The sequence below is a fragment of the Geodermatophilus sp. SYSU D00691 genome, from assembly GCF_054050275.1.
The window spans coordinates 43,522-68,504 of record NZ_JBJGYZ010000021.1; the positions used below are offsets into that span (position 1 = coordinate 43,522).

Sequence of the window (24,983 nt, forward strand, 5' to 3'; positions counted from 1 at the left end):
CTAGTCGGTCTCCGGGTTGGAGAACCGCGGGCTCAGCCCGTCGTCCTGGGCGCCGCCCACGTCGGGCAGCGGCGCCTCGTCCTCCGCCGCCTCGGCCGCCAGGTCGTCCTGCGGGACGCCGTCGACGTCGCGCTCGAGCGCCTGGAGCAGCCGCTGCTCGTCCGGGCGCAGGTCGGACGGGCCGAGGTGCTCCCCCGGCTCGCCGGCGTCGGAGCCGGAGGCCATGCCGCTGTCCGGCAGGGCGCTGTCCGGGAGTTCCTCTCTGTCCACGGGCTGCTCCTCAGCGGGGGAAGTTCGGTTCGAGCCGGGGGACGATCTGCATCTCCGGCACGAACGCCGACGGGTGCAGCAGCAGGAGGGTGCGCACCGCCTCGGCCACGGCCGAGGGCGGCATCATCAGGTGGGACGGGATGCCCCACTGCTCCATCATCGGGGTGTCCATCGCCGCGGGGATGACGCTCTGCACACGGCAGGGGAACGGCCGCTCGCTGCCGTCGGGCAGGCGGACCGCCTTCTCGCGCAGCTCGCGCTGGATGCAGCGGGTGGCGTTGAGGAACCCGGCCTTGGAGCCGTTGTAGGCGATGGCGCCGCTGCCCGAGGTGATCGCCGACAGCGACACGATGTGCACGACGTCGGCGGTGCGGCCCTCCGGCAGGTGCTGCACCCGCTTCACGAACTCGCTGGTCAGGAAGACCGGCCCCTCGAAGTTGACCCCCTGCACCCGGCGGAAGTCCTCGAGGTCGATGTCGGTGACGTAGCCCGGCCGGTCGATGCCGGCGACGTTGACCAGGACGTCGAAGGCGTCGCCGTGCCGGTCGAACAGCGCCTGGACGACGTCGCGCCGGCTGGCGTCGTCGGTGACGTCGAGCGCGACGACCTCCGCCGAGCCGCCGCCGTCGGCCACCAGCGACCGGGTCTCCTCGCTGCCCGCGGCGTCGATGTCGGCGACGACCACGTGCGCGCCGGCCTCGGCGAGCGCGACGCACGTCGCGCGGCCCAGCCCGCTCGCCCCACCCGTGACCAGCGCGACGCGCCCCTTGAGCGACCCGGTGACATCCATGCGGTGCTCCGTTCCCGTGATCCGTGCTGCCGTGATCACTCTCGCGGAGAACCGCCCGGGTCGCAGGTCGAGCTCAGCGGGTGGGGGCGCTCGCCGTCCCGGAGGCGCCGCTGAGCCGCTGCTCCCGCGTGGCCCACACGTCGGCCAGCGTCACCGTGCGCAGGTCGCGCTCCCGGATGAGGTCGAGCAGCTCGCCGTAGACCGTCGTCACCGCCGGGTGGTTGGCGTGCCCGATGACGATCTTCTGGGCGGTGAACCACTCGCGGGCGTGGGCGACCAGCTCCGGGCCGGAGAGCACCGTGTGGTCGCCCAGGGTGCCCTCCCACATGGCGATCGTCGGGTGGCCCTGGTCGGCGGAGATGCGGTCGATCCGCTCGTCGTGGGCGCCGAACGGCGGCCGGAAGAAGGGGCTGTCGGCGACCCCGAGGGTGCGGCGCATGAACTCGCGGTTGCGGCCGATCTCCTCGGCGACCTCGGCGTCGCCGAGGGTGGTGAGGTCGGGGTGCGACCAGGTGTGGTTGCCGATGGCCACCTGGCCCGACTCGATCATCGGCCGCAGCGCCCGCGCGCTGTCCTCCCACGACCGGTAGCAGCCGTTCGGGAAGAAGGTCAGCCGGATGCCGGTGTCCTCCGCCAGCTTCGTGTACGCGGCGACGACCTCGGCGTTCGTGCCGTCGTCGATGGTGAGCGCCAGCGCGTTGCCCTCGCCCGGCAGGGCCCAGACGACACCGGTCGGCGGGTCGACCGCGACCGGCCCGGTCGGGGCCGCCGGCGTCGGCTCGGCGGACGGCGCGGCGGCCGGCGGGGGCGCGGGCGGGTCGGCGGCGGCCGCCTCGGGCGGGGCGCCGAGCTGGTCGGCACCGTTGGCCACCGCGGCTCCGGCGAGCCCGGCGGCGAGGAAGAGCAAGAACCTCCGGCGGTCCATGGCGCGGGACGGTAGTGACGGGTGGGACGACGGCCGGGGAGGTCGCGGGGGACGCGCCGGACCGGTTCGTACCGTCAGGGCGGGCCCACGCAGGGTCACCGGATCGGGACGAGCCCGGCCTCCTCGATGAGCCGCGCCTGCTCGCGGCACCAGGGCGACCACGCGTCGCCCTCGACCTCCTGCCGCTGCCGGAAGGCCGCCCAGTCGAGCAGCTCCCAGTCGGCGACCTCGGTCGGGTCGGGCGCGGGGGTGCCGCTGTACCGGCCGAGGTACACCGGGCACACCTCGTTCTCCACGACGCCCCGGAACTCGGCGCGGTACCGGTAGCCGGGCAGCGCCGGCCGGATCGCGGCGACCTCGAGGCCGAGCTCGAAGCCGGCACGGCGGGCGATGGCGGCCTCGTCGTCCTCGTCCGGGCCGGGGTGGCCGCAGACGGTGTTGGTCCACATGCCCGGGAAGGTCTGCTTGTCCTCCGCGCGGCGGGTGACCAGCAGCCGGCCGGCGTCGTCGAACAGGTAGGCGGAGAAGGCGCGGTGCAGCGGCGTCTCGCCGTGGTGCACCAGCGGCTTGGGCATCGTGCCGATCGCCGTCCCCGCCTCGTCCACGAGGACGATCAACTCGGTCACGCCGCCCATCGTCCCAGGTGCCGCCCGCGGTCGCCGCGCCGTGATCACCTCTCCCCCTCGCGGCGTGCCCGGCCACCCGGCGGGGTCGGGGAGCGGGCGGCAGAGTGGACGGGGTGGACAGCTTCCGGCGCGGCGACATGGTCTTCGACGTCACCGACGGCGGCCCGCCCGACGGCGAGGCGGTCGTCCTGCTGCACGGCTTCCCGCAGGACCGCACCGCCTTCGACCTGCTGGCGCCGGCGCTGCACTCGGCCGGGCTGCGCACGCTCGCCGTCGACCAGCGCGGCTACTCCCCCGGCGCCCGGCCGGTGGGGCGCCCGCAGTACCGCGTGCGGGAGGCGGCGGACGACGTCCTGGCGCTGCTGGACGCCGCCGAGCTCGAGGACGCGCACGTGGTGGGGCACGACTGGGGCGGCGCCGTGGCCTGGGCCCTCGCGGACTGGCACGCCGACCGCGTCCGCACGCTCACCGCCCTCTCCACTCCGCACCCGGCGGCGATGCAGGAGGCCCTGCTGAAGAGCGACCAGGCGCTGCGCTCGGTCTACATGGGCCTCTTCCAGCTGCCCCTGCTGCCCGAGGCGGTGCTGCTCGCGGGCAGGGGTGCCGTGCTGCGCCGGATCCTGCACCTCGGCGACCTGCCCCCGCACCGGGCCGAGCACTACGTCCGCCGGATGCGCGAGCCCGACTGCCTGTCCGCGGCGCTCAACTGGTACCGGGCGGTGCCGTGGAGCGGCAGGGACCGGGTCGGCACCGTGCGCGTCCCGACGCTGCACGTCTGGAGCACGGGCGACACCTTCCTCGGCCGCACCGCGACCGAGGCGACGGCGAAGCACGTCGACGCCCCGTACCAGCTGGTGGTGCTCGACGACCTCCCGCACTGGATCCCGGAGCTCGCCCCCGACCGGACCGCGGAGCTGATCACCGCCCACGTGAAGACGGCGCCGTAGCCGGGTACGGCCGCCGGGCATGACGACCGTGTCCGCGTCGCCGACCCGCGCCGAGCGCCTCGACGGGCTGCCCTTCACCCGCGAGCACGGCCGCCTCGTCGTCGGCTCCGGGCTGGGCTGGGCGCTCGACGCGATGGACGTCGGGCTCATCTCGTTCGTCATGGCCGCGCTGGCCGCGCAGTGGTCGCTGTCGGCCACCGAGCTGTCGTGGATCGGCTCGATCGGCTTCGTCGGCATGGCCCTCGGCGCCGCCCTCGGCGGGCTGCTGGCCGACCGCTGCGGCCGCCGCCAGGTCTTCGCGCTCACCCTCCTCGTCTTCGGCGTCGCCACCGGCGCGGCGGCGCTGGCCTGGTCGGTGGGCGCGCTGCTCGTCTTCCGCTTCCTCATCGGCCTCGGTCTCGGCGCCGAGCTGCCGGTGGCCTCGACGCTGGTCAGCGAGTTCGCCCCGGCCCGGGTGCGGGGGCGCGTGGTCGTCGCGCTGGAGGCGTTCTGGGCGGTCGGCTGGGTGCTGGCCGCGCTGATCGGCTACCTCGTCGTCCCGCGCAGCGACGCCGGCTGGCGGTGGGCGCTCGCCATCGGCGCGGTGCCGGCCCTCTACGCGGTCGTCGTCCGGCGGGGCCTGCCCGAGTCGGTGCGCTTCCTCGAGCTGCGCGGCCGCACCGAGGAGGCCGAGGCGGCGGTGCGGCGGTTCGAGGCCGCCGCCGGGGTCGCGCCCCGCTCCTCCCCCCCGGCCGCACCGCCGGCGGCGCAGCGGGTGCGCGGGCTGTGGGCCGCCGGCACCCGCGTGCGGACGGCGGCCCTCTGGGTGGTCTGGTTCAGCATCAACTTCGCCTACTACGGCGCGTTCATCTGGCTGCCCACCCTGCTGGTCGAGGCGGGTTTCTCCCTGGTCCGCTCGTTCGGCTACACGCTGGTCATCACGCTCGCCCAGCTGCCCGGGTACGCCGCGGCCGCGTTCCTCGTCGAGAAGTGGGGACGGCGACCGACCCTCGCCGTCTTCCTGGTGGGCTCGGCGGTCGGCGCCGCGCTGTTCGCCACCGCCGACGGCGAGACCGCGGTCCTGGTCACCGGCATGGTGCTGTCGTTCTTCAACCTCGGCGCGTGGGGCGCGCTGTACGCGGTGACGCCCGAGGTCTACCCGACGGCGCTGCGGGCGAGCGGCGCGGGCGCGGCGGCGGGCTTCGGCCGGATCGCCTCGATCCTGGCGCCGCTGTCGGTGCCGCCGCTGCTCGCCCAGGGCGGCAGCGGCCTGGTCTTCGGCGTCTTCGCGTTCTTCTTCACGGTCGGCGCGCTCGCCACCTGGGGGCTGCCCGAGCTGCGCGGGCGGGCACTCGAGTGAGCTCCCTGGCCGGGACCTACCGCCGCTACAACGCCGCCTGCAACGCCCACCGCTTCGACGAGCTGGGCGAGTTCGTGCACGACGAGCTCGTGGTCAACGGCGAGCGGAGCGCGCTCGCCGACTACGCCGAGGGGCTGCGGGCCGTCGTCCGGGCGTTCCCCGACTACCGGTGGGAGATCGAGCACCTGCTGGTGGACGGCGACGTGGTGGCCGCCCACTTCACCGACACCGGCACCCACCGCGGGGAGTGGCTCGGGGTGCCGGCGACCGGCCGGCGGGTCACCGCGCGCGAGTTCGCGTTCTACCGCTGGGCGGGCGGCCGGATAGCCGAGGTGTGGGTGACGGCGGACGACCTCGGCGTCCTCGAGCAGCTCAGGGCGCCGTAGGGGCTGGCCACGGCGTCGGCGCCGGGCCACGCTGTGCCGCCATGAGCCTCGACCCCGTGGAGACCAACCCGGACCACTACAAGGTGGTCTTCGAGAACGACCGGGTGCGCGTGCTGGAGTACACCGACCGCCCGGGCGACCGCACCACGCCGCACGAGCACCCCGACAGCGTGATGCACACGCTCTCGGCGTTCCGCCGCCGGCTCGTCTCCGGGGACCAGCACCGCGACGTCGAGATGCCGGCCGGCCTGACCGGCTGGCTCCCCGCCCAGCGGCACCACGGCGAGAACATCGGCGACACCCCGACCCGCGTGCTGTTCGTCGAGCTCAAGGACGGCGGCGGGAGCACCGGCCGCTACCTCGGCCCGGACTGACGCCGTGGACGCCGCCGACGTCGCGCTGCGCAACACCACCTACCGGCGGTTCGTCGAGCTCGGCCGCGCGCCCACCCCCGAGGAGGTGGGCGGCGACCGGGACGACGTGGTCGCGGGCTGGCGCCGGCTGCACGACGCCCACGCGCTGGTGCTGACCCGCGCCGGCGACGAGATCCGGATGGCCAACCCGTTCTCCGCCGTCCCCACCGCCTACCGGGTGCGGGCCGGCGGCCGGTGGTGGTACGCGAACTGCGCCTGGGACGCCTTCGGGATCTGCGCCGCGCTGCATGTCGACGGCCGGATCGAGGCCTCCTGCCCCGACTGCGGCGAGCCGCTGCGGGTCGCGGTCCGCGACCGCGAGCCCGACGACGGCTCGCTGGTCTTCCACTGCCTGGTGCCGGCCCGGCGGTGGTGGGACGACATCGTCTTCACCTAGAGCACGATGAACCTCTTCCGGTCGGGAGAGCACGTGCAGCGCTGGCTCGGCGCGCGGACGCCGGGTGCGACCCTCGCCGTCGGCACGCTGAGCGCGCTGGCCCACGCGTGGTGGGGCGACCGGCTGGCCCCGGACTGGGTGCCGCACACCCTCGCGCAGAACCAGGCGGTCCTCGACGGGCTCGGGCTCGTCGGCGAGTTCTGGCGGCTCGGCTAGCGCGAGGTTCTGCCCGGCCGCGCTGGGTAGCGGCAGGCCATGGCGAAGCTCGAGCGCGGCCACCTGGAGGGCCTGACCGTCGCGGTCACCGGTGCGAGCGGCAACGTCGGGACGGCGCTGCTGCGACGGCTGACCGGCAGCGGCGCGGCCGAGGTGCGCGGGCTCGCCCGCCGCGAGCCGCCCGACCAGCCGCCCTGGGACCGGGTCCGCTGGACCTTCGCCGACCTCGGCGAGGCCGACAGCGAGCAGGCGCTCCCGGAGTTCCTCGACGGCGCCGACGCCGTCGTCCACCTGGCGTGGGCGCTGCAGCCCGGCCGGCACCCCGAGGCGCTGCGCCGGGTCAACGTCGAGGGCACGCGCCGCGTGGTGCGGGCCGCGGTCGCGGCCGGGGTGCGCCACGTCGTCCACATGTCCTCGCTGGGCGCCTACGCGCCCGGCGCCCGCGGCCAGCAGGTGACCGAGGACTGGCCGACCACCGGCATCCCGAGCTCGCAGTACAGCCGGGACAAGGCCGAGGCCGAGCGCGCCGTCCGCGAGCTCGGCACCCGCTCCCCCGACGTCACGTTCAGCGTCGTGCGGCCCACGCTGGTGCTGCAGCCGGCGGCGGCCAGCGAGATCGGCCGCTACTTCCTCGGCCCGCTGCTGTACGGCGCCGCGCGGCTGCTGCCCGAACCGGTGGCGAAGGTGCTGCCGCTCCCCCTGCCGCAGGTGACGGTCGGCTTCATCCACGCCGACGACGTCGCCGACGCCCTCGAGCGCATCCTCGACCGCCGCGCGTCCGGCGCCTTCAACCTGGCCGCCGAGCCGACCATGGACGCCGACGACCTCGCGAAGGCCCTGGGCACGTTCCGCGTGCCGGTGCCCGCACCGGTGCTGCGCGCCGCCCTCGGCACCGCGTTCGCCGCCCACCTGGTGCCCACGGAGCCGGGCTGGCTGGACCTCGGCCTGAACGCGCCGGCGCTCGACACCACCCGCGCCCGGCGGCTGCTCGACTGGGCGCCGTTCCACCGCGGCGACGAGGTGCTCGCCCAGTTCGTCGCCGCCCTCGGCCGCGGCGAGGGGGCGCCCGGGCCGCTGCTCGACCCCGCCGGCGGGCCGGAGCGCGACCCCGACGGCGACCCGCAGAACGCCCCCGGGCCCCGCGCCAACTAGAGCTCCGGGCCCGCGTTCGTGCAGGCTGGGGGCGTGGAGACGCTCCTGGACGAGCAGGGCCGGCCCGAACCACCGGCGGACGGCGACGAGCTGGCGACCCTCCTGGGCTTCCTGGAGTTCCAGCGGGCGACGCTGGTCTGGAAGACCGACGGGCTGGACGCCGACGGCTTCCGGGCCCGGGTCGGCGCCTCGACGATGACCCTGGGCGGGCTGCTCACCCACCTGGCCTGGGTGGAGGACAGCTGGTTCACCTGGCGGCTGTGGCAGCGCGACCCGGGCGCGCCCTGGAACGCCGTGGACTGGGAGGCCGAGCCCGACTGGGACTGGGAGCGCGCCGCGGACCTCTCCCCTGACGAGGTCCGCGAGGTGTGGCGGGCCGCCGTCGAGCGCTCCCGCGAGCGGGTCGCCGAGGCGCTCGCCGACGGCGGTCTCGACCGCCCGCTCGCCGTCCCGTGGCCCGACGGCCGCGCCCCGGGCCTCCGCTGGCTGCTCGTGCACATGATCGAGGAGTACGCGCGGCACAACGGCCACGCCGACCTCATCCGCGAGACGATCGACGGCGCGACCGGCGAGTAGCCCGCCTCAGGACGGCGCGCTGCCCAGCAGCGCCCGGGTCATCGCGTTGCGGGTGTCCAGCAGCTCGTCGAGGGCGGCGGAGAGGTCCTCGGCGGAGACCGCAATCGCCGCCTCGCCGGGGGTGCGCGTGGCGGCCAGCAGCGCCGCACGGCGCAGCAGCTCCTTGAGGAACGACGCGGTGACGCCCTCGGTCCGGGCCAGGACGTCGTCCAGGCCCGACGTGTCGACGTCGAGGTCGCCGCGGTAGAGCTCGAACAGCGCCCGCCGGGCCGCCGCGTCCGGCAGCTCCAGCGCCACCGCCTGGTCGACCCGGCCGGGGCGGGCGGCCAGCGCCGGCTCGAGCAGGTCGGGCCGGTTGGTGGTCAGCACGAAGACGACGTCGGCGTCCTCGGCGAGGCCGTCCATCTCGTTGAGCAGCTGGAACAGCAGCGGGTGCTGGCCGGGATGCATGCCGCGCTCCTCGGCGATCAGGTCGACGTCCTCGACCACGACCATCGCCGGCTGCAGCGTGCGGGCGACCGAGCACGCCTCGACGATCAGGTGCAGCGCGTCGGCGGTCAGCTGGACCACCGTGGTGCCGACCAGCTGGCTGACCAGGAACCGGACGGTGTGCGTCTTGCCCACCCCGGGCGGGCCGAACAGCAGCAGGCCGCGCTTGAGGTGCTGGCCGGCCGCGAGCAGCCGCTCCTTGTGCCGGGCCACCTCGACCACCTGGCGGCGGACCTCGGCGAGCGTGCCGGGGTCGAGCACCAGCTGGTCGGCCGACATGGTGGGCCGCCGGTGGAAGGTCAGCACCGCCTCCCCGTGGCCGAACACCTCGCCGCCGAAGGAGAGCACCTTGCCGCGGAAGACGTTGCGGGCCAGCGCCTCGGCCCGGATCTCGCCGGCCGCCCGGCGGGCGACCTCGGGGTCGGTGCCGGCGACGTGCAGGGTGGTCACCGGCATGCCGATCTCGGGCTCGGGGCCGCGGACGAGGACCGCCAGGCGGGTGCCGCCCTCGCTGACGAGGTAGAGCCCGCAGCGCACGCACGCCCGCACCTCGCCGTCGGGGCCGGCGGCGCGGTTGACCCGCGAGGGGTTGCCCGGCCGGGGGCCGAACGGGTCGGCGGCGCCGCCGTCGGCCGCGGTCAGCAGCTCGCCCAGCCCGAACGGCCGGTGCTGGTAGCCGACGATGCCGACCAGCTCGGCGCGGCGCCTCGGATCGGCCAGCCACGCGTCGAGGCCCGCCTGCACGTTCACGTGCTCGTAGCCGGGCCAGCTCTCCTGGACGACCTCCAGCTCGTCGGCGCCGTCCCCCAGGTGCTCGGTGAGGATGCGGGTGAGCGTGATCCGCTCGTCCGCCCGGGCCGCGCCGACCACGGCGCGCACCCCGCGGCGGACCAGCCGGCCGACGTCGGCCAGCTCCGGCCGCACGGCAGCGTCGGGCCCGGCGGGCTGCGGGGCGGGCCCGGGACCGTAGGCGACCCACCCGGCGGACGCGCGCTTCGTCACGAGGCCGGACGGTAGCGGGACGGACCCGGCTCGTCAGCCGGTTTCCGCTGGTCAGGCGTCCGACGACCGCTCCGACCAGGCACCCACCGCCCGGCCGGACCGGGCGAAGACCTCCGCGGCCCGCTCGGCGCGCAGCGCGACGAGCACGCCCTCGGCCTCGGCGAGGGTGGTGCCGGGGTCGTCGGCGGCGACCAGCCGCCCGGTCGACCGGGCCCGCCGGCCCTCGACCGAGACCAGCTCGCCGGTGGCCACGAGCGGGACGCCCAGCTGCGCCGGGCGGCGGTAGGTGACGGTGAGCGAGGCGGTCAGCCCGCCGTGCCCGGCCGCGCGCGCCGCACGGGCCACGACGTGGTCGAGCAGGGTGGCGACGACGCCGCCGTGCACCAGCCCGGGCGGTCCCTCGTGCGCCTTGCCGACGGTCACACGGCCGACGCAGCGCCCCGCGCCGGGGAAGTCCTCGACGACCATCGGCGGCGCGACCGGGCTGCCGGGCCCGTAGACCGGGCTGAACCAGCGCTCCCCGGTCTCCGGGTCGTCGACGGTGGCGATCTCGTGCACCTCGCGCAGGTCGGCGCCGAGCAGGGCGGTCAGCTCGCGGGCGGCGCGGGTCGCCGCCTCGAGGTCGGCCACCGGTACCTCGGTGCGGACGGCGGCGTCGACGAGCCCGCGCAGGGCGTCGCCCAGCGCGCCGACCGCGTCGCGGCGGGCGGCCCGCTGCTCCGGCGGGAGCTCCGGCCGGTCAGCCACGGGGCATGCCGGCCTCGCGCAGCAGCGCGCCGCCGATGATCAGCCGCTGCACCTCGCTGGTGCCCTCGTAGAGGCGGAAGAGCCGGGCGTCGCGGTAGAAGCGCTCGACCGGGGTCGTGCGCAGGTACCCCATGCCGCCGTGCACCTGCACCGCCCGGTCGACGGCGCGGCCGACCATCTCGGTGCAGAACAGCTTCGCCGACGACGGCCCGACCGAGGTGTCCTCACCGGAGTCGTAGCGCGCCGCGACGTCCAGCACGAGGCTCCGGCCGGCCAGCAGCTCGGCGTGCATGTCGGCGAGCATCGCCTGCACCAGCTGGAACCGGCCGATCGGCGCCCCGCCCTGCTTCGCCGACGCGGCGTAGGCCACCGACTCGTCGAGCACGCGCTGGGCCATGCCGACGCAGAGGGCGGCGATGTGCAGCCGGCCGCGGGAGAGCACGGTGAGCGCCTTGGCGTAGCCGCGCCCCTCCTCCCCGATCAGCGCCTCGGCCGGCACGTGCACGTCGTCGAAGAACACCTCGGCGGTCCAGGCGCCGGCCTGGCCCATCTTCCGGTCCTTGGGGCCGACGGTGACCCCGGGTGTCGCGGCGTCGACGACGAAGGACGAGATGCCGCGGCCGCCCTTCTCCTCGGGGTTCGTGCGCGCGAACACCATGAAGACGTCGGCGATCGGCGCGTTGGTGATGTAGCGCTTGGACCCGTTGACCACCCAGCCGTCGCCCTCGCGGCGGGCGGTGGTGCGCAGCCCGGCCGGGTCGGAGCCGGCCTCGGCCTCGGTGAGGGCGAAGGAGCCGATCAGCTCGCCGGCGGCCAGCCGGGGCAGGTAGGCCTTCTTCTGCTCCTCGCTGCCGAACCGGGCGATCACCTGGCCGGCGATGCCGTTGTTGGTGCCGAACAGCGAGCGGAACGCCGGGGTGGTGTAGCCGAACTCGAAGGCCAGCTGCACGTCCTCGGACATCGTCACGCCGAGCCCGCCGTGCTCCTCGGGCAGCGCGTAGCCGAACAGGCCCATGTCGGCGGCCTTGGCGCGCAGGTCGTCGGGGATGCGGTCGTCGTCCTCGATCTGCTCCTCGCGCGGGACGACCTCCTCCCGCACCAGCTGGCGCACGGCGTCCCGGATCTGGCGGAAGTCCTCGGCGTCCACGCGCTCATGGTGCCGGGTGTCCGGCCCGGCCACCGACGCGGGTCGAGCGGGAACCTTGGCGACATGTTCTAAACACAACGGAGTCAAGTCATAACTTTCTGTTGTGCTCGAACGGGTGAACCGCCTAGGCTCGGAAGCGGCTGCAACGACCGGCCCCCTACGGTCCGACCGCCCCGGAGACCCTGTGCCACTGCTCAACGTCGCCCTCGTCCCCGCTCCCGACCAGGTCGTCGTCCGCCTCACCGGCGACGCCGACCTCTCCACCGTCCCGCTGCTCACCGACGCGCTCACCCAGGCCGCGGGCCTGGGCACCACCCACCTCGTCGTCGACGTCGCCTCGGCCCGCTTCTGGGACAGCTCCGCCCTGCGCACGCTGGCGTCCATCAGCGGCGAGCTGAGGACCGCCGGCCGCTCGTGCCGGATCGTCGGCGCCGGCGCGGCCACCCGCCGGCTGGTGCGGGCGGCCGACCTCGGCGACAGCCTCGACCTCGACGGCCTCGTCGTCGAGCGCGCCACCCCCGACCCGGTGGCCGCCGGTGCGGGCACGCCCCGCCGGCCGGCCGGCCTGCGCGCCCGCCCGGCGGTCCGCCCCGCGCGGACCGCGGGCAGCGCCATCCCGCTGCACCGCTGGCGCTGAGCGCCCCTCCTACCTGCGCCGACCGGGGGCGGGGCGGGTAGGAAGGGCGCATGGGCGAGGTCGTGGTGCTGCGGCACGGGCAGACGGAGTGGAGCCGGAGCGGTCAGCACACCGGGGTCACCGACCTGCCGCTGCTGCCGGAGGGCGAGGAGCGTGCCCGCGCCCTGCGCGAGGCGCTGAGCGGGCGCACCTTCGCCGCGGTGTGGGTCAGCCCGCGGCAGCGCGCCCGGCGGACCGCCGAGCTGGCCGGGCTGGCGGAGACGGCGGTCGACGACGACCTCGTCGAGATGGACTACGGCGGCTACGAGGGCCGGACGACGGCCGAGATCAGCGACGAGCTCGGCCGGGAGTGGTCGGTGTGGCGCGACCCCGTCGTCCCCGGGGCGACGCCGGGCGAGACGCTCGAGCAGGTCGCGGCGCGGGTCGACCGCGTGCTCGACCGACTCCGGCCGAGGTTGGACGACGGCGACGTCGCGCTGGTGGCGCACGGCCACGTGCTGCGCGTGCTCACCGCCCGCTGGCTGGGGCTGGCGCCCGAGGCCGGCGCGCTGTTCGCCCTGCCGGCCGGGTCGTTCGGGGTGCTCGGGCACGAGCACGCCCGCCCGGCGCTCACCGGCTGGGGACTGCGCTGACCGGCTGCCAGCCGTTGACCGGCTCCTCCACGGCGGCGCGCGGCCGCGACGGGCGGCCGAACAGCCAGCCTTGACCCAGGTCGGCGCCGAGCGCGGCCACCTCCCGGGCCGTCCGCTCGCTCTCGACGCCCTCGGCGACGACGAGCGCGCCGAACCCGTGGGCCTGCTCGACGACGTCGCGGATCATGGCGCAGGCGCGCTCGTCGGGCAGCTGGCGGACCAGCGCCTTGTCCAGTTTCACGACGTCCGGGCGGACGGCGGAGAGCAGCGCGCGGCTGGACCACCCCGCGCCGACGTCGGCCAGGGCGATCCGGAACCCGACCGCGCGGACGTGCTCGAGCACCTGGTCGAGGTGCCCCTGGTCGGCGAGGGCGTCGGGCTCGGCGACCTCGAGGACCAGCTGCCGGGGCGCGAGGCCGGCGTCGTGCGCGGCCCGCTCGGTGCTGGCCAGGCACACCTGCGCCCGGAAGATCGCCCGCGGCGAGGTGTTGACGAACAGGTCGGCCTCGCCGAGCCAGCCCGCGGCGCCGGCGACGGCGGCCTCGCGGCCGATGCGGTCGAGCCGGTGCAGCCAGCCCGCCGAGCCGGCGACGAAGAACAGGTCGCCCCCGGGCACCTCCCGGCCGTCGACCAGGCCGCGCAGCAGGGCCTCGTGGCCCACCTTGGACCGGTCGGCCAGCGAGACGACCGGCTGGTAGACCGACCAGAACTCGGCCTCGGCGAGGACACCGATCTCGACGGTGATCCCGCGGCGGGCGAGCTCGACGGCCAAGGTGGGCGCGTTGAGCAGCGCGGTGCTGAAGGCGACGTCGTCCTCCGGCGGGTCGGTCACCACCCGGACGGCGCGGGTCTCGGCGTCGGTCAGCTCGTGGGCGAGCCGGGCGAAGAGCCGTTCCAGCCAGCGGCCGCCCCGCTCGTCGACGACGTCCAGCATGCGGGGCGAGGCCTCGACGGACAGGCCCATCGTCCGCGCCGTCCGCGCGATGGCCGGCAGGACGTGGCTGATGGGGGTGGCCAGGAGCGCCCGGGTCGCGCGTCCCGGCACCTCCCACGGCTGGGATCGCTGCGTGCCCACCGCCCGAGGATGACCGACCGACGGGCCCCTCCCGCACAGGCGCGCGGTACGGCAGGATGAGTTCCGACCCGTGAAAGTCTCAACGAACGGGCCGGAGCACTGGCATTCCTGACTTTAGTGTCTAAAGTCTGCGGCATGGCCGCACTCACGACCCTCGAACCCCCTCGGAGCAGCAGGGGCGGACGCCCCCGGGACCCGAGCCGGGACGGCGTCATCCGGGCCGCGATCCTGCGCCTGCTCGCCGACGTCGGCTACGGGGCGCTGACCATGGACGCCGTGGCCGCCGAGGCCGGCGTGGGCAAGGCGACGATCTACCGCCGCTGGCGCACCAAGCAGGACCTCGTCGTCGACACCATCGCCGACCTCAACCGGGAGGAGGCGACCGCGCCCGACACCGGGTCGCTGGAGGAGGACCTCCGGACCCTGCTGCGGCGGCTCGTCACGGTGATCAACGGGCCGGTGGGCGCGGCGACCCTGTCCCTGCTCTCCACGGTGCCGCACCAGCCGGCGCTGGCCGAGGCCTTCCGCAGCGGTCCGCTGGGCGTCTGGCGGGCGGCCTTCGACGAGGTGTGGCAGCGGGCCGAGGAGCGCGGCGAACTCCAGCCCGGCGTGAGCGGCAGCCTCTCGGCCGAGATGACCAGCGCGCTGCTGGTGCAGCGGTGGCTGCTCACCGGCGAGCCGGTGGACGACGCCTACGCCGACGACGTGCTCGAGACGGTGGTCCTGCCGCTGCTCAAGCGGGGCTGACCCCTCACCACCCCAGGGTGGTCGGCCCGCCCTTGAACGGGCCGACCACCTCGTCGGTGATCCACCCGCCGTAGAAGTCGCCCGGCTGCGGTCGGACGACCTCGCCGTCGACGAGGGCGCGGTCAACCTTCCCCGGGTAGAAGGCGACGGCGCCGCGCAGGTGCTCGTAGCCGGCGGTCGGCTGCTCGTAGGACCAGGCGGCCGCCGGGACGCGCCGGCCGCCGACGACGGCGTCCCAGTAGGTGGCCGCGCCCTTCCACTCGCACCAGGAGCCGCCCGCGGCGCGCTCCAGCACGCCGTCGGCGACGTCCGCGCGGGGGACGTAGTAGACCGGCGGGTGGCTGGTCTCGCAGACGCGGACCGCCCGGGTGGTGTCGGCCACGACGCGGCCGCCGAGCTCGACGACCACCCGGCGCGGGGTGACCTCGGCCGAGGGCGGGCGCGGGTAGTCCCAGACCGACTCCTGGCCGGGACCGACGGGATCCGGGCGCGGGGCTCTCACACCCGGCCTTCGGCCTCAGTCGTGGTTGCGGATGCGCCGGACCACGGCGACGGTCAGCAGCAGGCCCACCGCGCCGACGGCGGCCATGCCCACCGGGGTGGCCAGGAACGACTGCACCGCGGCCTGCCCCTTGGCCCTCAGCCGGGTGGGGCTGCCCCGGTAGACCAGCTGGTCCAGGGTGGCCGCGAGCGACTCGCGGGCGGCGTCGATCTCCAGCTGGATCTGTCGAGGGTCGCGAGGCACGGCGACAGCCTGCCAGACCGCGCCCGGCGCAGCGCGTCCGCGTGGTCACGGCGCACCCGTCCGGGCGACTCCTAGACTTCAGGGCCTGCGCGGGAGTGGTGTAACGGCAGCCACGCCAGACTTAGGATCTGGTGCCTTCGGGCGTGCGGGTTCGACTCCCGCCTCCCGCACGACAGCAACCGATCCGGCAACCGCCCGCCGCTTGCGGCCGCGACTCCGTGGACATCTCTCGCAGCGCCAGGCGGCCCGGGCCGTTCCGCTGCCCCCTCGACAGCGGAACGGCCCGGGCCGCGTGCCGGCTACCCCTGCCGCGGTCCCGGCACGGCCAGCGGCGGGATGTTCTGGTTGAGGCGGAACAGGTTGTCCGGGTCGTAGCGGCGCTTGAGGGTCGCCAGCCGGGTGTAGTTGGCGCCGTAGTTCTCCGGCACCCGGTCCTGCTCGTCGCCCGAGGCGAAGTTGGTGTAGCCGCCGGGCTGCGACTGCGGGCCGATGGCGGCGAAGTAGTCGCGGACCCACGCGATGCCGCGCTCGTTGTCGGCCGGCTCCGGCCACATGCCGGCCATGTTGGCGACGTACCGCGCGTCGCGGTGCCCGAACGCCGTCGCGTCCGGTGCGACCTCCTGCACGGCACCGGTGAGCGGGTACATGTGCATCGCGCAGGTGACGGCCGGCATGCGCGCCCCGTGCTCCATGTGCGCGGCGATCGCCTCGTCGGTCAGCTCCGTGAGGAACGCGGCCTTCCAGTAGTGCTGCAGCCCTGGCGGCAGCAGCGGGTCGAACAGCGCGTTGAGCGCCGGGTACGGCATCGGACCGACCATCTCGGCCGCCGGCCGCGCCACCTGGCGGAACCGGTCGAGGTACCGCTCCCCCGCCGCCGGCTCACCGGTCCAGCAGGAGATGACGACCGCGAACGGGTCGCCGACCCGGTCCTCGGGGATGAACGGCAGCGGCGCCGCCAGGTGCATCGCCGGGTAGCCGCCGTACTCCCGGGGCGCCTCGTCCAGCTCGTCGTCGAAGAACCGGAAGATCGCCGGGCCGTCGGCCAGCTCGAAGAACATGATGCCGACCAGCACGTTCTCCGGGATCGGGTGCACCCGGTAGGTGAACTCGGTGACGACGCCGAAATTGCCGCCCCCGCCGCGCAGCGCCCAGAACAGGTCCGGGTTCTCCTCCTCGCTGGCTGTGACCTGCTCGCCGGTCGCCAGCACCACCCGGGCGGAGAGCACGTTGTCGCAGGACAGGCCGTGGGCGCGGGACAGGTAGCCGACCCCGCCGCCGAGCGTCAGCCCCCCGATGCCCGTCGTGGACAGGATGCCGCCGGTCGTGGCCAGACCCGCCGCGGCCGCGGCGTCGTTGAACCCGCCCCACGTCGTCCCGCCGCCGGCCGTCGCGGTCCGCGCGTCGGCGTCGACGGCCACCGTCCGCATCGGGGAGAGGTCGGCGACCAGCGCGCCGTCGGCCGTCCCGTACCCGGGCACGCTGTGGCTGCCGCCGCGGACCGCCAGCAGCATGCCCAGCTCGGCCGCCTCGCGGACGACGGCGGCGACGTCGTCGGCGGACGCGCACTGCACGATCGCGGCCGGGCGCGCGTCGATCATGCCGTTGTAGACCCTGCGGGCCGGCTCGTACTCCTCGTCTCGGGGGAGGACCACCCGTCCGGTGACGCGACCGGCCAGCGACTCCAGCGCCTGCGCCTGTGCCTGTGTCATGACTGCTCCTCGGGGGCGGACGTGCCGCACGCCCTCGGGCTCGGGGGCGCGAGACCGGAAGAAGCGCCCACCGTAGGAGCGGCCCCGGGGACCCGCACACGGCCGAAGGTCCCCGTCCGCGCGGTCAGCCGCCGACGTACTCCGCGAGGTGCCGGCCGGTCAGCGTCGAGCGGGCGGCGACCAGGTCGGCCGGCGTCCCCTCGAAGACGATCCGCCCGCCGTCGTGACCGGCGCCGGGCCCGAGGTCGATGATCCAGTCGGCGTGCGCCATGACCGCCTGGTGGTGCTCGATGACCAGCACCGACTTGCTCGAGTCGACCAGCCGGTCGAGCAGGCCGAGCAGGTTCTGCACGTCGGCCAGGTGCAGGCCGGTGGTCGGCTCGTCGAGGACGTAGACGCCGCCCTTCTCGGCCATGCGGGTGGCCAGCTTGAGCCGCTGCCGCTCGCCGCCGGACAGCGTGGTGAGCGGCTGGCCTATCGACAGGTAGCCGAGCCCGACGTCGGCGAGCCGGTCGAGGATCGCGTGCGCGGCCGGCGTCCTCGCCTCGCCGTCGCCGAAGAACTCCTCGGCCTCGGTCACCGACATGGCCAGGACCTCGGCGATGTTCCGGCCGCCGAGCGTGTACTCCAGCACCGACGCCTGGAACCGCCTGCCCTCGCAGTCCTCGCAGGGCGACTCGACGGTGGCCATGACGCCGAGCTCGGTGTAGATGACGCCGGCGCCGTTGCAGGTCGGGCAGGCGCCCTCGGAGTTCGAGCTGAAGAGCGCCGGCTTCACGCCGTTGGCCTTCGCGAACGCCTTGCGGATCGGCTCCAGCAGGCCGGTGTAGGTGGCCGGGTTGCTCCGCCGCGAGCCCTTGATCGCGCCCTGGTCGACCGTCACGACGCCGTCCCGGCCGGCCACCGAGCCCTGCACCAGGGAGCTCTTGCCCGAGCCGGCCACGCCGGTGAGCACCACGAGCACGCCGAGCGGGATGTCGACGTCGACGTCCTGCAGGTTGTGCGTGCTCGCGCCGCGCACCTCGAGCACCCCGGACGGCGTGCGCACCGACGGCTTGAGCGCCGCCCGGTCGTCCAGGTGCCGGCCGGTGAGGGTGCCGCTGGCCCGCAGCCCGTCGACGGTGCCCTCGAAGACGACCTCGCCGCCCCCGGTGCCCGCACCCGGGCCGAGGTCGACCACGTGGTCGGCGATCGTGATCGTCTCCGGCTTGTGCTCGACGACGAGCACGGTGTTGCCCTTGTCCCGCAGCTGCAGCAGCAGGTCGTTCATGCGCTGGATGTCGTGCGGGTGCAGGCCGATCGTCGGCTCGTCGAAGACGTAGGTGACGTCGGTGAGCGACGAGCCGAGGTGCCGGATCATCTTGGTGCGCTGGGCCTCGCCCCCGGACAGCGTCCCCGCCGGCCGGTCGAGCGACAGGTAGCCGAGCCCGATCTCGGTGAAGGAGTCGAGCAGGTGCCGCAGGCCGGCCAGCAGCGGGGCCACCGACGGCTCGTCGAGCGCGCGGACCCACCCGGCGAGGTCGCTGATCTGCATCGAGCAGAGGTCGGCGATGTTCTTCCCCCCGATCGTCGACGACCGGGCCTCCCGGGTCAGCCGCGTCCCCTCGCAGTCGGGGCAGGTCTGGAACGTGATCACCCGCTCGACGAAGCGCCGGACGTGCGGCTGCAGCGCGTCGACGTCCTTGGACAGCATCGACTTCTGCATCTTGGGGATCACGCCCTCGTAGGTCAGGTTGATCCCCTCGACCTTGATCTTGGTCGGCTCCTTGTAGAGGAGGTCGTCCAGCTCCTTCTTCGTGTACCTCCCGATCGGCTTGTCCAGGTCCAGGCCGATCCCCTGGAAGAGGCGGCCGTACCACCCGTCCATGCTGTAGCCGGGGGCGGTCAGGCCCCCCTCGTTCAGCGACTTGGTCCCGTCGTACAGCGCCGTCAGGTCGAAGTCCGAGACCGAGCCCATGCCCTCGCAGCGGGGGCACATGCCGCCGAGGTAAACCACGTCGCGCACGACGCTCTTCTCGACCCGCCCGCCGGACTTCTCCGTGCTCAGCACCCCGCTCGCCTTGCGGGTCGGGACGTTGAACGAGAACGCGGTGGGCGGACCGATGTGCGGCGTGCCGAGCCTGCTGAAGAGGATGCGCAGCATCGCGTTGGCGTCGGTGGCGGTGCCGACGGTGGAGCGCGGGTTGGCGCCCATCCGCTCCTGGTCGACGAGGATCGCCGTCGTCAGGCCCTCGAGGAGGTCGACCTCCGGCCGCGACAGCGTCGGCATGAACCCCTGCACGAAGGCGCTGTAGGTCTCGTTGATCAGCCGCTGCGACTCCGCGGCGATCGTGTCGAAGACGAGCGAGCTCTTGCCCGACCCGGAGACGCCGGTGAACACGGTCAGCCGCCGCTTCGGGATCTCGATGCTGACGTCCTTGAGGTTGTTCTCGCGGGCGCCGTGCACGCGGATCAGGTCGTGGCTGTCGGCGGGGTGCGCGGACGTCTGCGGATCCGCGCTGGTGAGCGTGCTCATCGTGTCTCCATCCGTCGGGCGGGGTCGATCATGGCGTACGGGTCAGACGAGCCAGGCGCCGTCGCGCATCAGGGTGCGGCCGGGGATCTCGTCCGCCTCGCGCCAGGCCTGCAGCCGCACCGGCCGCAGCACCAGGAACACGTAGCCCGGGCTGCGGCGCGGGTCCCAGTCGGCCTGCGCGACGTACGCCGCGCCCAGCGCCTCGTCGGCGGCGACGTCGGGGCCAGCGAGAGCGGCACGAGGTGCGGCTTCCCGACCGACGACGCCGTGGCGACCCACACGTCGATCGCGGGGGTGGCCAGCATCGCCAGCGCATCGGCCCTGCGGGTCGCGCGGTCTCGGGGCTCGGGCACGGCGGACACGCTAGGCACGGCGCGCGTGCCGGGTCTTCTCGATTCCTGACCGGTTCCGATCCACGCACGTCTGGACCGGTCCGCGGCCCGGGACTCATCGGTCCCGGTCACTCCAGGACGGCGCGCAGCTCCAGCTCGGTCGAGGGGTGGTCGGGGTCGTCGTCGTCCACGACCGCCAGCAGGTGCACCGCGCCGTCGCCCACCTCGCGCAGCGCCAGTCCCTCCACCTTGTGCACGTGGCCGTCCACCTCGGGGATCGGCGCGACCGCGACGACGTCCTCGTCGTCGACCAGCACGAGCGCGGTGGCGACGACGGGGCCGTCGTCGACGGCGTTGGGGGTGTCCTCGGCGGCCGCGCTCAGCAGCACGCGCCCGTCGGGCAGCGCCACGGCGTCGGTGACCGCCAGGCCCACTCCCTCCACCTCGCCGAGGTCGTAGGACCGTCGGCCGGCGAGCTCGACCGCCGCCGGGTCGGCCCGGCCGAGGACCGCCGCGACCAGCGCGTCGAGCGGGACGTCGACGCTGCACGAGGGCACGCCCGCGGCCAGGTTGCCGCGCTGGAACCAGCGCACCGCGTCCCCGTGCCGGCTGGCGCCCTCCAGGTTGAGCTGGTCGCCGGGCACGTCGAGGCGCTGCCCGGCCCGCCGGTACAGGGGGGCCAGGTCGGCGACCCGCACCTCGGGGCGGTCGTCGACGAGCCGGACCAGCACGCCGCGGGTGCGCCGGTCCGACGAGCCCGAGCCGAGCAGCAGGACCGCCGGTGCGCCGTCCACCTCGGCCGGGCAGGCGACCTCGAGGTCGGGCTTGAGGTGCTTGGTCCCCGCCGCCTCGCTGAACACGTCGTGCCCCTCGACCGGCGGGAACACCCGCACGGCGGTGGTGCCGCCGGGGCGACGCCAGGCCGCGGCCGTGGCGTCGTCCTGGACGACCAGCCAGCCGTCGCCGAGCGGCGCGATCCCCGAGGCCGCCCGCACCGGTGACCCGTCGTCGAACCACAGCGCCCGGACGGCGTCCACGACAACCCGCATTGGAGGACTGTGCCCGGCCGCGGTGGGTTCTAGGCCAGGGCGTCCAGTCGGACCATCTCGTCGTCCGAGAGGCTCAGGCCGGCCGCACCCATGTTCTCGGTGAGGTGCTCGACCGACTTCGTGCCCGGGATGGGCAGCACGACCGGCGACTTCCGGAGCAGCCACGCGAGCGCGACCTGTGCCGGGGTGGCGTCGAGCTCGCGGGCGACGGCGGCCACCGGGCTGTCCGGCGCGGCCAGGTCGCCGGTCGCGATCGGGAACCACGGGATGAACGCGATGCCCTCGCGGGTGCAGTGGTCGAGGACGTCCTGCGACTTCCGGTAGGTCAGGTTGTAGAGGTTCTGCACGCTGACGACGTCGACGATCTGCCGTGCCGACTCGATCTGCTCCACCGACACCTCGGAGAGGCCGATGTGGCGCACCTTGCCCTCGTCCTGCAGCGCCTTGAAGGCACCGAGCTGGTCGGCGAGCGGGAACGCCGGGTCGATGCGGTGCAGCTGGAGCAGGTCGATCCGGTCGACCTTCAGGTACCGCAGCGAGAGCTCCACCTGCTGCTTGAGATAGGCGGGGTGGCCGACGACGGTCCACTCCCCCGGTCCGGTGCGGGTGAAGCCCGCCTTGGTCGCGATGACCAGGTCCTCGGGGTAGGGGTGCAGGGCCTCGGCGATGATCTGCTCGCTGACCGCCGGGCCGTAGGAGTCGGCGGTGTCGATGAAGTCGACGTCCTGCTCGACGGCGGCGCGGACCACGCGGACGGCGGCGTCCCGGTCGGCCGGCTCGCCCCAGACACCCGGGCCGGGCAGCTGCATGGCGCCGTAGCCGAGGCGGTGGACGGGGAGGTCCCCGCCGATGAGGCACGTGTCGGACACTGCGGATACGGTCATGCCGGGCGCAGCGTGCCCAGGGTCCGCGGTGTTCCCGGCGCTGCGGAACGGACCTCTGACCAGCGCATCTCCCTGTCCACAGCGGTTGCCACGGGGACCTGTTCGAACATATGATCGAACACGTGCACGCACCCGCTCCCGGCCCGCAGACCGGCCTCGCCGACGGCCCGCTCGGCGACGCGCAGCGGGCCGACCGGGAGATCGCCCGCTGGACGGCCCGGCGGGCGCGCGCCCTGGCGGCGTACGCGGACTCGATGCCGGCGACCGCCGATCGCGTTCAGGGCGAGCCGGGGGCGATGAGCAGGGACCGGTGGGCCCGCCGGCCGGAGGTCCTGAGGCCGGTCTCGGAGTGGGCGGCGCAGGAGGCGTCGATCGGGCTGACGCGGTCGCAGCAGTCGGCCGAGAAGCTGATCGAGCAGGGGTGCACGCTGCAACTGCGGCTGCCGGGCACGCTGGCCGCCCTCGAGGCGGGGCTGCTGACGCCCGACCACCTGTGGCCGCTGCTGCAGCACGTCGCCCCGGTCGCCGACGACCGGCTGCGCGGGGAGATCGAGGACGAACTGCTCGGCTGGGTCGCCGAGCGGGCCGTGCGGCGGACGATCACCACGCCGCCCCAGCTGCGCGACCGGGCGCTGCGGGAGGTGAAGCGCCGGGACGCCCGCTCCGGGGCGCAGCGGGCCGAGGCGGCGGCGCGCCGGCACGGCGTCCACCGGCAGTGCGGGCGCGACGACGACGGCTCGGCCTGGCTCGCGGTCGGCGGTACCCGAGCGGAGATCGAGACGCTGTTCGCGGCCCTGGGCGCCTGCGCCGACGCCCTGCCGGGCGACCCCGACGACACGCGCGCGCGGCCGCGCAAGATGTTCGACTGCCTGCTCGACCGCGTGCTTCGGCCCGGGGAGTCCGAGCTCCCGCCGGTCCAGGTGGTGCTGACCGTCGTCGCGCAGCTGCAGACCCTGCTCGGCGGCGATCAGCCCGGCGAGGTCAACGGCCAGGTGGCCTCCGCCGAGGAGATCCGGCAGCTGCTGATCGCGCTGACCGGGTCGGAGCTGGGTGCCGCGGCCCTCGCGGAGCTCCAGCCGGCCACCGTGACCGACCGGGTGGACGAGCAGTTCCTGGACGACCCCGGCTGGGAGCCCTGGGAGTACACCCCCGAGATGCGGGCGGCGCTGGCCGAGTGGGAGGACGGCTGGGACCGGCGGTGCGCGGCCGGGGAGTTCGACGACCCCGATCCGGCGCCGGCTCCGGCGCGGCCGGTGACCCTCGACGACTTCGACCCCGAGTTCGACCGGCTGATGCGCGACCTGGACGACCGCTGGTGGGCCGAGCTGGAGGCCCGGCTGGCGAGCGACCCCGACGTCGGGGACGAGCCCGTGCCCGACGAGCCGGCGACGTCGTCGCCGGGCGACCGGTGGTGGGCCGACGCCGATCGCGCGGTGGACGACGCCTCGGTGGCGGTGCTGGCCGCGACGCGGGCGATCGGGCACGCCGCGCGGGTGGTCGCCACGGCCGAGCGCGCCGACGCCGCCGACGAGGCCGCGCGACGGGCCGGCCCGGCCGGTCGGGTCGACGCCGCCGCCGATGCGCTCGCCGCGCTCCGCGCCGCGGCCGACATGGATCGGGAGGCGCTGGCGGACCTGCTGCACCGCTCCGCCGACGGCGGACTGGCCGAGCGACCACGCATCGCGCTGGTCGACGCGCTGACCGGTGCCTTCGTCGGGTTGACCGACCTGCCGGGGCTGCGCCGCCTCGCGCACTGCGGCCGCCCGGCCTGCCGGCGGCGGCCCGACCGGTGCGACCACGACCTCACCGACCGGCCCGGCCTCGGCCCGCCCCTGCCGACGGACGGCTACCGGCCCGGGGCCGAGCTCGACCGGTACGTGCGGCACCGCGACCGGCGCTGCCGCTTCCCCGGCTGCCGCCGCCCGGTGCGCAGCGGCGAGCTCGACCACCACGTGCCCTACCCGCTGGGCCCGACGTCGGCGGACAACCTGGCCGGTTACTGCACCGGCGACCACCGGCTCAAGCACCAGGCACCCGGGTTCACGCACGACCTGGCCGCCGACGGCACCGTCACCGTCACCACGCCCAGCGGCCTCACCGCGACGACCCAGCCGCCGCCCTTCTAGGAACCGACGAGCGCCCGGTTGAGGACGGCGATCAGCTCCGTGCGGGTGACGATGCCGGCCAGCCGGCCCTCCGCGTCGACCACCGGCAGGTGCCGCAGCCCGCTGTCGCTCATCAGCGCCACCAGCCGGGCGACCGGGGTGTCCACCTCGACCGTCGTCACCGGGCTGCTCATCACCTTGGACACCGGGTCCAGATCGACCACGTCGAGGTTGAACAGGTCGTAGACGGTCACGATCCCGACGACCCGCTGCTCCTCGTCGACGACCGGCAGCGCCTTCACGTGGTGCTGGTTCATGAGCATGCGCGCGCGGTACAGCGACTCCTCCGCGCGCACCGTCTGCACGTCGCGGGCCATCAGCGTGCCCACCCGCAGCGAGCCGAGCCGGCGGTCCAGCGCCTGCGCCTCCGCCTCCCGCACCAGCGCCAGCACGTCGCCGGGCAGCACGTCGAGGCCGCGGTCGAGGCGGGCCATCGCCTCGCGGATGTCCTCGGTCCGCACGCCGATCCGGTCGCTGGGCGCGGCGTCGGCGCCCACCTTGGGCGCCGGCGGCTCGGGCACGTGCGGGTAGGGCCGGCCGGTCAGGTTGTTCACCAGCGCGCCGACGACCAGCAGCACCACCGTGTTCACCCCGACCGGCCAGACGGCGAACGCGTACCCCTGCTCGGCCACCGCCGACGTCCCGACCGCGGCGAACAGCGCGCAGGCGCCGCCCGGCGGGTGCACGCAGCGCAGCAGCATCATGACCGCGATCGCGGCCCCGACGGCCACCGCCGCCGCCAGCGTGACGTCGTCGAACACCCGCCCGGCCGTGACGCCGATGAGGGTCGACACGACGTTGCCCACCAGCAGCGACCACGGCTGGGCCAGCGGGCTCGCCGGCGCGGCGAACAGCAGGACGGCGGTGGCGCCCATCGGCGCCACGATGAACGGCAGCATCGCCGGCCCACCGGGGACCGTCTGAGCGGCGAGCGCGGCGAGGGCGATCCCGACGAAGGCGCCCAGACCGCCGCGCAGGTAGTCGATCCGCCGGTAGCCGAGCGGCCCCGGCCGCAGGGACGTCCGCCAGGCCCGCAGGTCCGCGTGCACCCTCGCTCCTCTCACCGGCCCC

Annotated in this window: 28 protein-coding genes and 1 tRNA gene; 13 read left to right on the plus strand and 16 right to left on the minus strand. The window is 75.1% G+C overall.

Going from position 1 to position 24,983, the window contains the following annotated elements; genetic code table 11:
* From ACI797_RS16090 to idi, 4 genes are all read right to left on the minus strand, one after another.
* Entirely contained in the window at positions 1–270 is a 270-nt protein-coding gene (locus ACI797_RS16090; RefSeq protein WP_456540110.1) for a hypothetical protein, read from the minus strand.
* 10 nt (positions 271–280) lie between these two features.
* A complete protein-coding gene (locus ACI797_RS16095) occupies positions 281–1,060 on the minus strand; it encodes an SDR family NAD(P)-dependent oxidoreductase (RefSeq protein WP_456859727.1) in 780 nt (259 codons plus the stop codon).
* A 73-nt stretch (positions 1,061–1,133) separates the two neighbouring features.
* A complete protein-coding gene (locus ACI797_RS16100; RefSeq protein WP_456859728.1) occupies positions 1,134–1,985 on the minus strand; it encodes a polysaccharide deacetylase family protein in 852 nt (283 codons plus the stop codon).
* A 95-nt stretch (positions 1,986–2,080) separates the two neighbouring features.
* Positions 2,081–2,611: an isopentenyl-diphosphate Delta-isomerase gene (gene idi / locus ACI797_RS16105; RefSeq protein WP_456859729.1), complete on the minus strand. Its 531-nt coding sequence runs from the start codon at positions 2,609–2,611 to the stop codon at positions 2,081–2,083.
* Between the two features lie 113 nt (positions 2,612–2,724).
* Here idi and ACI797_RS16110 point away from each other — a divergent pair, with 113 nt between their 5' ends.
* From ACI797_RS16110 to ACI797_RS16145, 8 genes are read left to right on the plus strand one after another with little or no spacing between them, the layout of a single operon-like run.
* Complete coding sequence (locus ACI797_RS16110) at positions 2,725–3,558, plus strand: alpha/beta fold hydrolase (protein WP_456859730.1); 834 nt, start codon at positions 2,725–2,727, stop codon at positions 3,556–3,558.
* Positions 3,559–3,577: 19 nt separating this feature from the next.
* The gene (locus ACI797_RS16115) at positions 3,578–4,897 is read left to right on the plus strand and encodes an MFS transporter (protein ID WP_456859732.1); all 1,320 of its coding nucleotides are present in this window, start codon (positions 3,578–3,580) and stop codon (positions 4,895–4,897) included.
* Positions 4,894–5,283: an ester cyclase gene (locus ACI797_RS16120; protein ID WP_456859733.1), complete on the plus strand. Its 390-nt coding sequence runs from the start codon at positions 4,894–4,896 to the stop codon at positions 5,281–5,283. The genes ACI797_RS16115 and ACI797_RS16120 overlap by 4 nt, the downstream gene beginning before the upstream one ends.
* Positions 5,284–5,324: 41 nt before the next feature.
* Positions 5,325–5,657 carry a cupin domain-containing protein gene (locus ACI797_RS16125; RefSeq protein ID WP_456859735.1) on the plus strand — a complete coding sequence of 111 codons (333 nt, stop codon included), beginning with the start codon at positions 5,325–5,327 and terminating at the stop codon, positions 5,655–5,657.
* A gap of 4 nt (positions 5,658–5,661) precedes the next feature.
* The gene (merB, locus tag ACI797_RS16130) at positions 5,662–6,093 is read left to right on the plus strand and encodes an organomercurial lyase (protein WP_456859736.1); all 432 of its coding nucleotides are present in this window, start codon (positions 5,662–5,664) and stop codon (positions 6,091–6,093) included.
* 6 nt (positions 6,094–6,099) lie between these two features.
* Positions 6,100–6,309, plus strand: a complete 210-nt coding sequence (locus tag ACI797_RS16135; protein WP_456859737.1) for a hypothetical protein — start codon at positions 6,100–6,102, stop codon at positions 6,307–6,309.
* A gap of 39 nt (positions 6,310–6,348) precedes the next feature.
* A complete protein-coding gene (locus ACI797_RS16140; RefSeq protein WP_456859738.1) occupies positions 6,349–7,461 on the plus strand; it encodes an NAD-dependent epimerase/dehydratase family protein in 1,113 nt (370 codons plus the stop codon).
* A gap of 33 nt (positions 7,462–7,494) precedes the next feature.
* Positions 7,495–8,037 (plus strand): DinB family protein, encoded by a 543-nt coding sequence (locus ACI797_RS16145; RefSeq protein WP_456859740.1) that lies wholly within the window; start codon positions 7,495–7,497, stop codon positions 8,035–8,037.
* Positions 8,038–8,043: 6 nt separating this feature from the next.
* Here ACI797_RS16145 and ACI797_RS16150 read toward each other — a convergent pair whose 3' ends face one another.
* Genes ACI797_RS16150 through ACI797_RS16160 form a run of 3 tightly spaced genes read right to left on the minus strand, consistent with a single transcriptional unit; the run spans position 8,044 to position 11,422 of the window.
* Positions 8,044–9,528 carry an AAA family ATPase gene (locus tag ACI797_RS16150; RefSeq protein WP_456859741.1) on the minus strand — a complete coding sequence of 495 codons (1,485 nt, stop codon included), beginning with the start codon at positions 9,526–9,528 and terminating at the stop codon, positions 8,044–8,046.
* Between the two features lie 51 nt (positions 9,529–9,579).
* Positions 9,580–10,275, minus strand: a complete 696-nt coding sequence (locus ACI797_RS16155) for a PaaI family thioesterase (protein ID WP_456859743.1) — start codon at positions 10,273–10,275, stop codon at positions 9,580–9,582.
* The gene (locus tag ACI797_RS16160) at positions 10,268–11,422 is read right to left on the minus strand and encodes an acyl-CoA dehydrogenase family protein (protein WP_456859744.1); all 1,155 of its coding nucleotides are present in this window, start codon (positions 11,420–11,422) and stop codon (positions 10,268–10,270) included. The genes ACI797_RS16155 and ACI797_RS16160 overlap by 8 nt, the downstream gene beginning before the upstream one ends.
* A 184-nt stretch (positions 11,423–11,606) precedes the next feature.
* Here ACI797_RS16160 and ACI797_RS16165 point away from each other — a divergent pair, with 184 nt between their 5' ends.
* Both ACI797_RS16165 and ACI797_RS16170 read left to right on the plus strand, forming a co-directional pair.
* Complete coding sequence (locus tag ACI797_RS16165) at positions 11,607–12,059, plus strand: STAS domain-containing protein (protein ID WP_456540095.1); 453 nt, start codon at positions 11,607–11,609, stop codon at positions 12,057–12,059.
* Positions 12,060–12,109: 50 nt separating this feature from the next.
* Complete coding sequence (locus ACI797_RS16170) at positions 12,110–12,691, plus strand: histidine phosphatase family protein (protein WP_456859745.1); 582 nt, start codon at positions 12,110–12,112, stop codon at positions 12,689–12,691.
* Here ACI797_RS16170 and ACI797_RS16175 read toward each other — a convergent pair.
* Complete coding sequence (locus ACI797_RS16175) at positions 12,669–13,766, minus strand: EAL domain-containing protein (RefSeq protein ID WP_456859746.1); 1,098 nt, start codon at positions 13,764–13,766, stop codon at positions 12,669–12,671. The two genes, ACI797_RS16170 and ACI797_RS16175, sit on opposite strands and share 23 nt — an antisense overlap.
* A 135-nt stretch (positions 13,767–13,901) precedes the next feature.
* Here ACI797_RS16175 and ACI797_RS16180 point away from each other — a divergent pair, with 135 nt between their 5' ends.
* Positions 13,902–14,513 (plus strand): TetR/AcrR family transcriptional regulator, encoded by a 612-nt coding sequence (locus ACI797_RS16180; RefSeq protein ID WP_456540092.1) that lies wholly within the window; start codon positions 13,902–13,904, stop codon positions 14,511–14,513.
* 4 nt (positions 14,514–14,517) lie between these two features.
* Here ACI797_RS16180 and ACI797_RS16185 read toward each other — a convergent pair whose 3' ends face one another.
* A complete protein-coding gene (locus ACI797_RS16185; protein ID WP_456859747.1) occupies positions 14,518–15,015 on the minus strand; it encodes a DUF427 domain-containing protein in 498 nt (165 codons plus the stop codon).
* A 15-nt stretch (positions 15,016–15,030) separates the two neighbouring features.
* The gene (locus tag ACI797_RS16190; protein ID WP_456859748.1) at positions 15,031–15,258 is read right to left on the minus strand and encodes a DUF3618 domain-containing protein; all 228 of its coding nucleotides are present in this window, start codon (positions 15,256–15,258) and stop codon (positions 15,031–15,033) included.
* An 89-nt stretch (positions 15,259–15,347) separates the two neighbouring features.
* On the opposite strand from ACI797_RS16190, the gene ACI797_RS16195 reads away from it, so the two are divergent.
* A tRNA-Leu gene (locus ACI797_RS16195) sits at positions 15,348–15,428 on the plus strand.
* 129 nt (positions 15,429–15,557) lie between these two features.
* Here the strand turns inward: ACI797_RS16195 and ACI797_RS16200 are convergent.
* The 5 genes from ACI797_RS16200 to ACI797_RS16220 form a co-directional block, all read right to left on the minus strand.
* The gene (locus tag ACI797_RS16200) at positions 15,558–16,967 is read right to left on the minus strand and encodes an FAD-binding oxidoreductase (RefSeq protein ID WP_456859749.1); all 1,410 of its coding nucleotides are present in this window, start codon (positions 16,965–16,967) and stop codon (positions 15,558–15,560) included.
* A gap of 124 nt (positions 16,968–17,091) precedes the next feature.
* Entirely contained in the window at positions 17,092–19,482 is a 2,391-nt protein-coding gene (locus tag ACI797_RS16205; RefSeq protein WP_456859750.1) for an ATP-binding cassette domain-containing protein, read from the minus strand.
* A gap of 42 nt (positions 19,483–19,524) precedes the next feature.
* Positions 19,525–19,761, minus strand: a complete 237-nt coding sequence (locus ACI797_RS16210) for a hypothetical protein (RefSeq protein ID WP_456859751.1) — start codon at positions 19,759–19,761, stop codon at positions 19,525–19,527.
* A 181-nt stretch (positions 19,762–19,942) separates the two neighbouring features.
* The gene (locus tag ACI797_RS16215) at positions 19,943–20,863 is read right to left on the minus strand and encodes a DUF6910 family protein (RefSeq protein ID WP_456859752.1); all 921 of its coding nucleotides are present in this window, start codon (positions 20,861–20,863) and stop codon (positions 19,943–19,945) included.
* A 29-nt stretch (positions 20,864–20,892) separates the two neighbouring features.
* Positions 20,893–21,747 carry an aldo/keto reductase gene (locus ACI797_RS16220; protein ID WP_456859754.1) on the minus strand — a complete coding sequence of 285 codons (855 nt, stop codon included), beginning with the start codon at positions 21,745–21,747 and terminating at the stop codon, positions 20,893–20,895.
* 122 nt (positions 21,748–21,869) lie between these two features.
* Between ACI797_RS16220 and ACI797_RS16225 the strand changes: the two genes are divergently transcribed.
* On the plus strand, positions 21,870–23,873 hold the full coding sequence (locus tag ACI797_RS16225) for an HNH endonuclease (protein ID WP_456859755.1): 2,004 nt from the start codon (positions 21,870–21,872) through the stop codon (positions 23,871–23,873).
* Here ACI797_RS16225 and ACI797_RS16230 read toward each other — a convergent pair.
* Complete coding sequence (locus ACI797_RS16230) at positions 23,870–24,961, minus strand: HPP family protein (RefSeq protein WP_456859756.1); 1,092 nt, start codon at positions 24,959–24,961, stop codon at positions 23,870–23,872. The two genes, ACI797_RS16225 and ACI797_RS16230, sit on opposite strands and share 4 nt — an antisense overlap.
* Between the last annotated feature and the right edge of the window lie 22 nt (positions 24,962–24,983).

Bases quoted from the DNA above. Each gene is read 5' to 3' on its own strand.
- ACI797_RS16095 (WP_456859727.1), bottom strand. From the start codon at position 1,060: ATGGATGTCACCGGGTCGCTCAAGGGGCGCGTCGCGCTGGTCACGGGT.
- ACI797_RS16100 (WP_456859728.1), bottom strand. From the start codon at position 1,985: ATGGACCGCCGGAGGTTCTTGCTCTTCCTCGCCGCCGGGCTCGCCGGA.
- ACI797_RS16115 (WP_456859732.1), top strand. From the start codon at position 3,578: ATGACGACCGTGTCCGCGTCGCCGACCCGCGCCGAGCGCCTCGACGGG.
- ACI797_RS16125 (WP_456859735.1), top strand. From the start codon at position 5,325: ATGAGCCTCGACCCCGTGGAGACCAACCCGGACCACTACAAGGTGGTC.
- ACI797_RS16135 (WP_456859737.1), top strand. From the start codon at position 6,100: ATGAACCTCTTCCGGTCGGGAGAGCACGTGCAGCGCTGGCTCGGCGCG.
- ACI797_RS16140 (WP_456859738.1), top strand. From the start codon at position 6,349: ATGGCGAAGCTCGAGCGCGGCCACCTGGAGGGCCTGACCGTCGCGGTC.
- ACI797_RS16170 (WP_456859745.1), top strand. From the start codon at position 12,110: ATGGGCGAGGTCGTGGTGCTGCGGCACGGGCAGACGGAGTGGAGCCGG.
- ACI797_RS16180 (WP_456540092.1), top strand. From the start codon at position 13,902: ATGGCCGCACTCACGACCCTCGAACCCCCTCGGAGCAGCAGGGGCGGA.
- ACI797_RS16200 (WP_456859749.1), bottom strand. From the start codon at position 16,967: ATGACACAGGCACAGGCGCAGGCGCTGGAGTCGCTGGCCGGTCGCGTC.
- ACI797_RS16205 (WP_456859750.1), bottom strand. From the start codon at position 19,482: ATGAGCACGCTCACCAGCGCGGATCCGCAGACGTCCGCGCACCCCGCC.
- ACI797_RS16215 (WP_456859752.1), bottom strand. From the start codon at position 20,863: ATGCGGGTTGTCGTGGACGCCGTCCGGGCGCTGTGGTTCGACGACGGG.
- ACI797_RS16220 (WP_456859754.1), bottom strand. From the start codon at position 21,747: ATGACCGTATCCGCAGTGTCCGACACGTGCCTCATCGGCGGGGACCTC.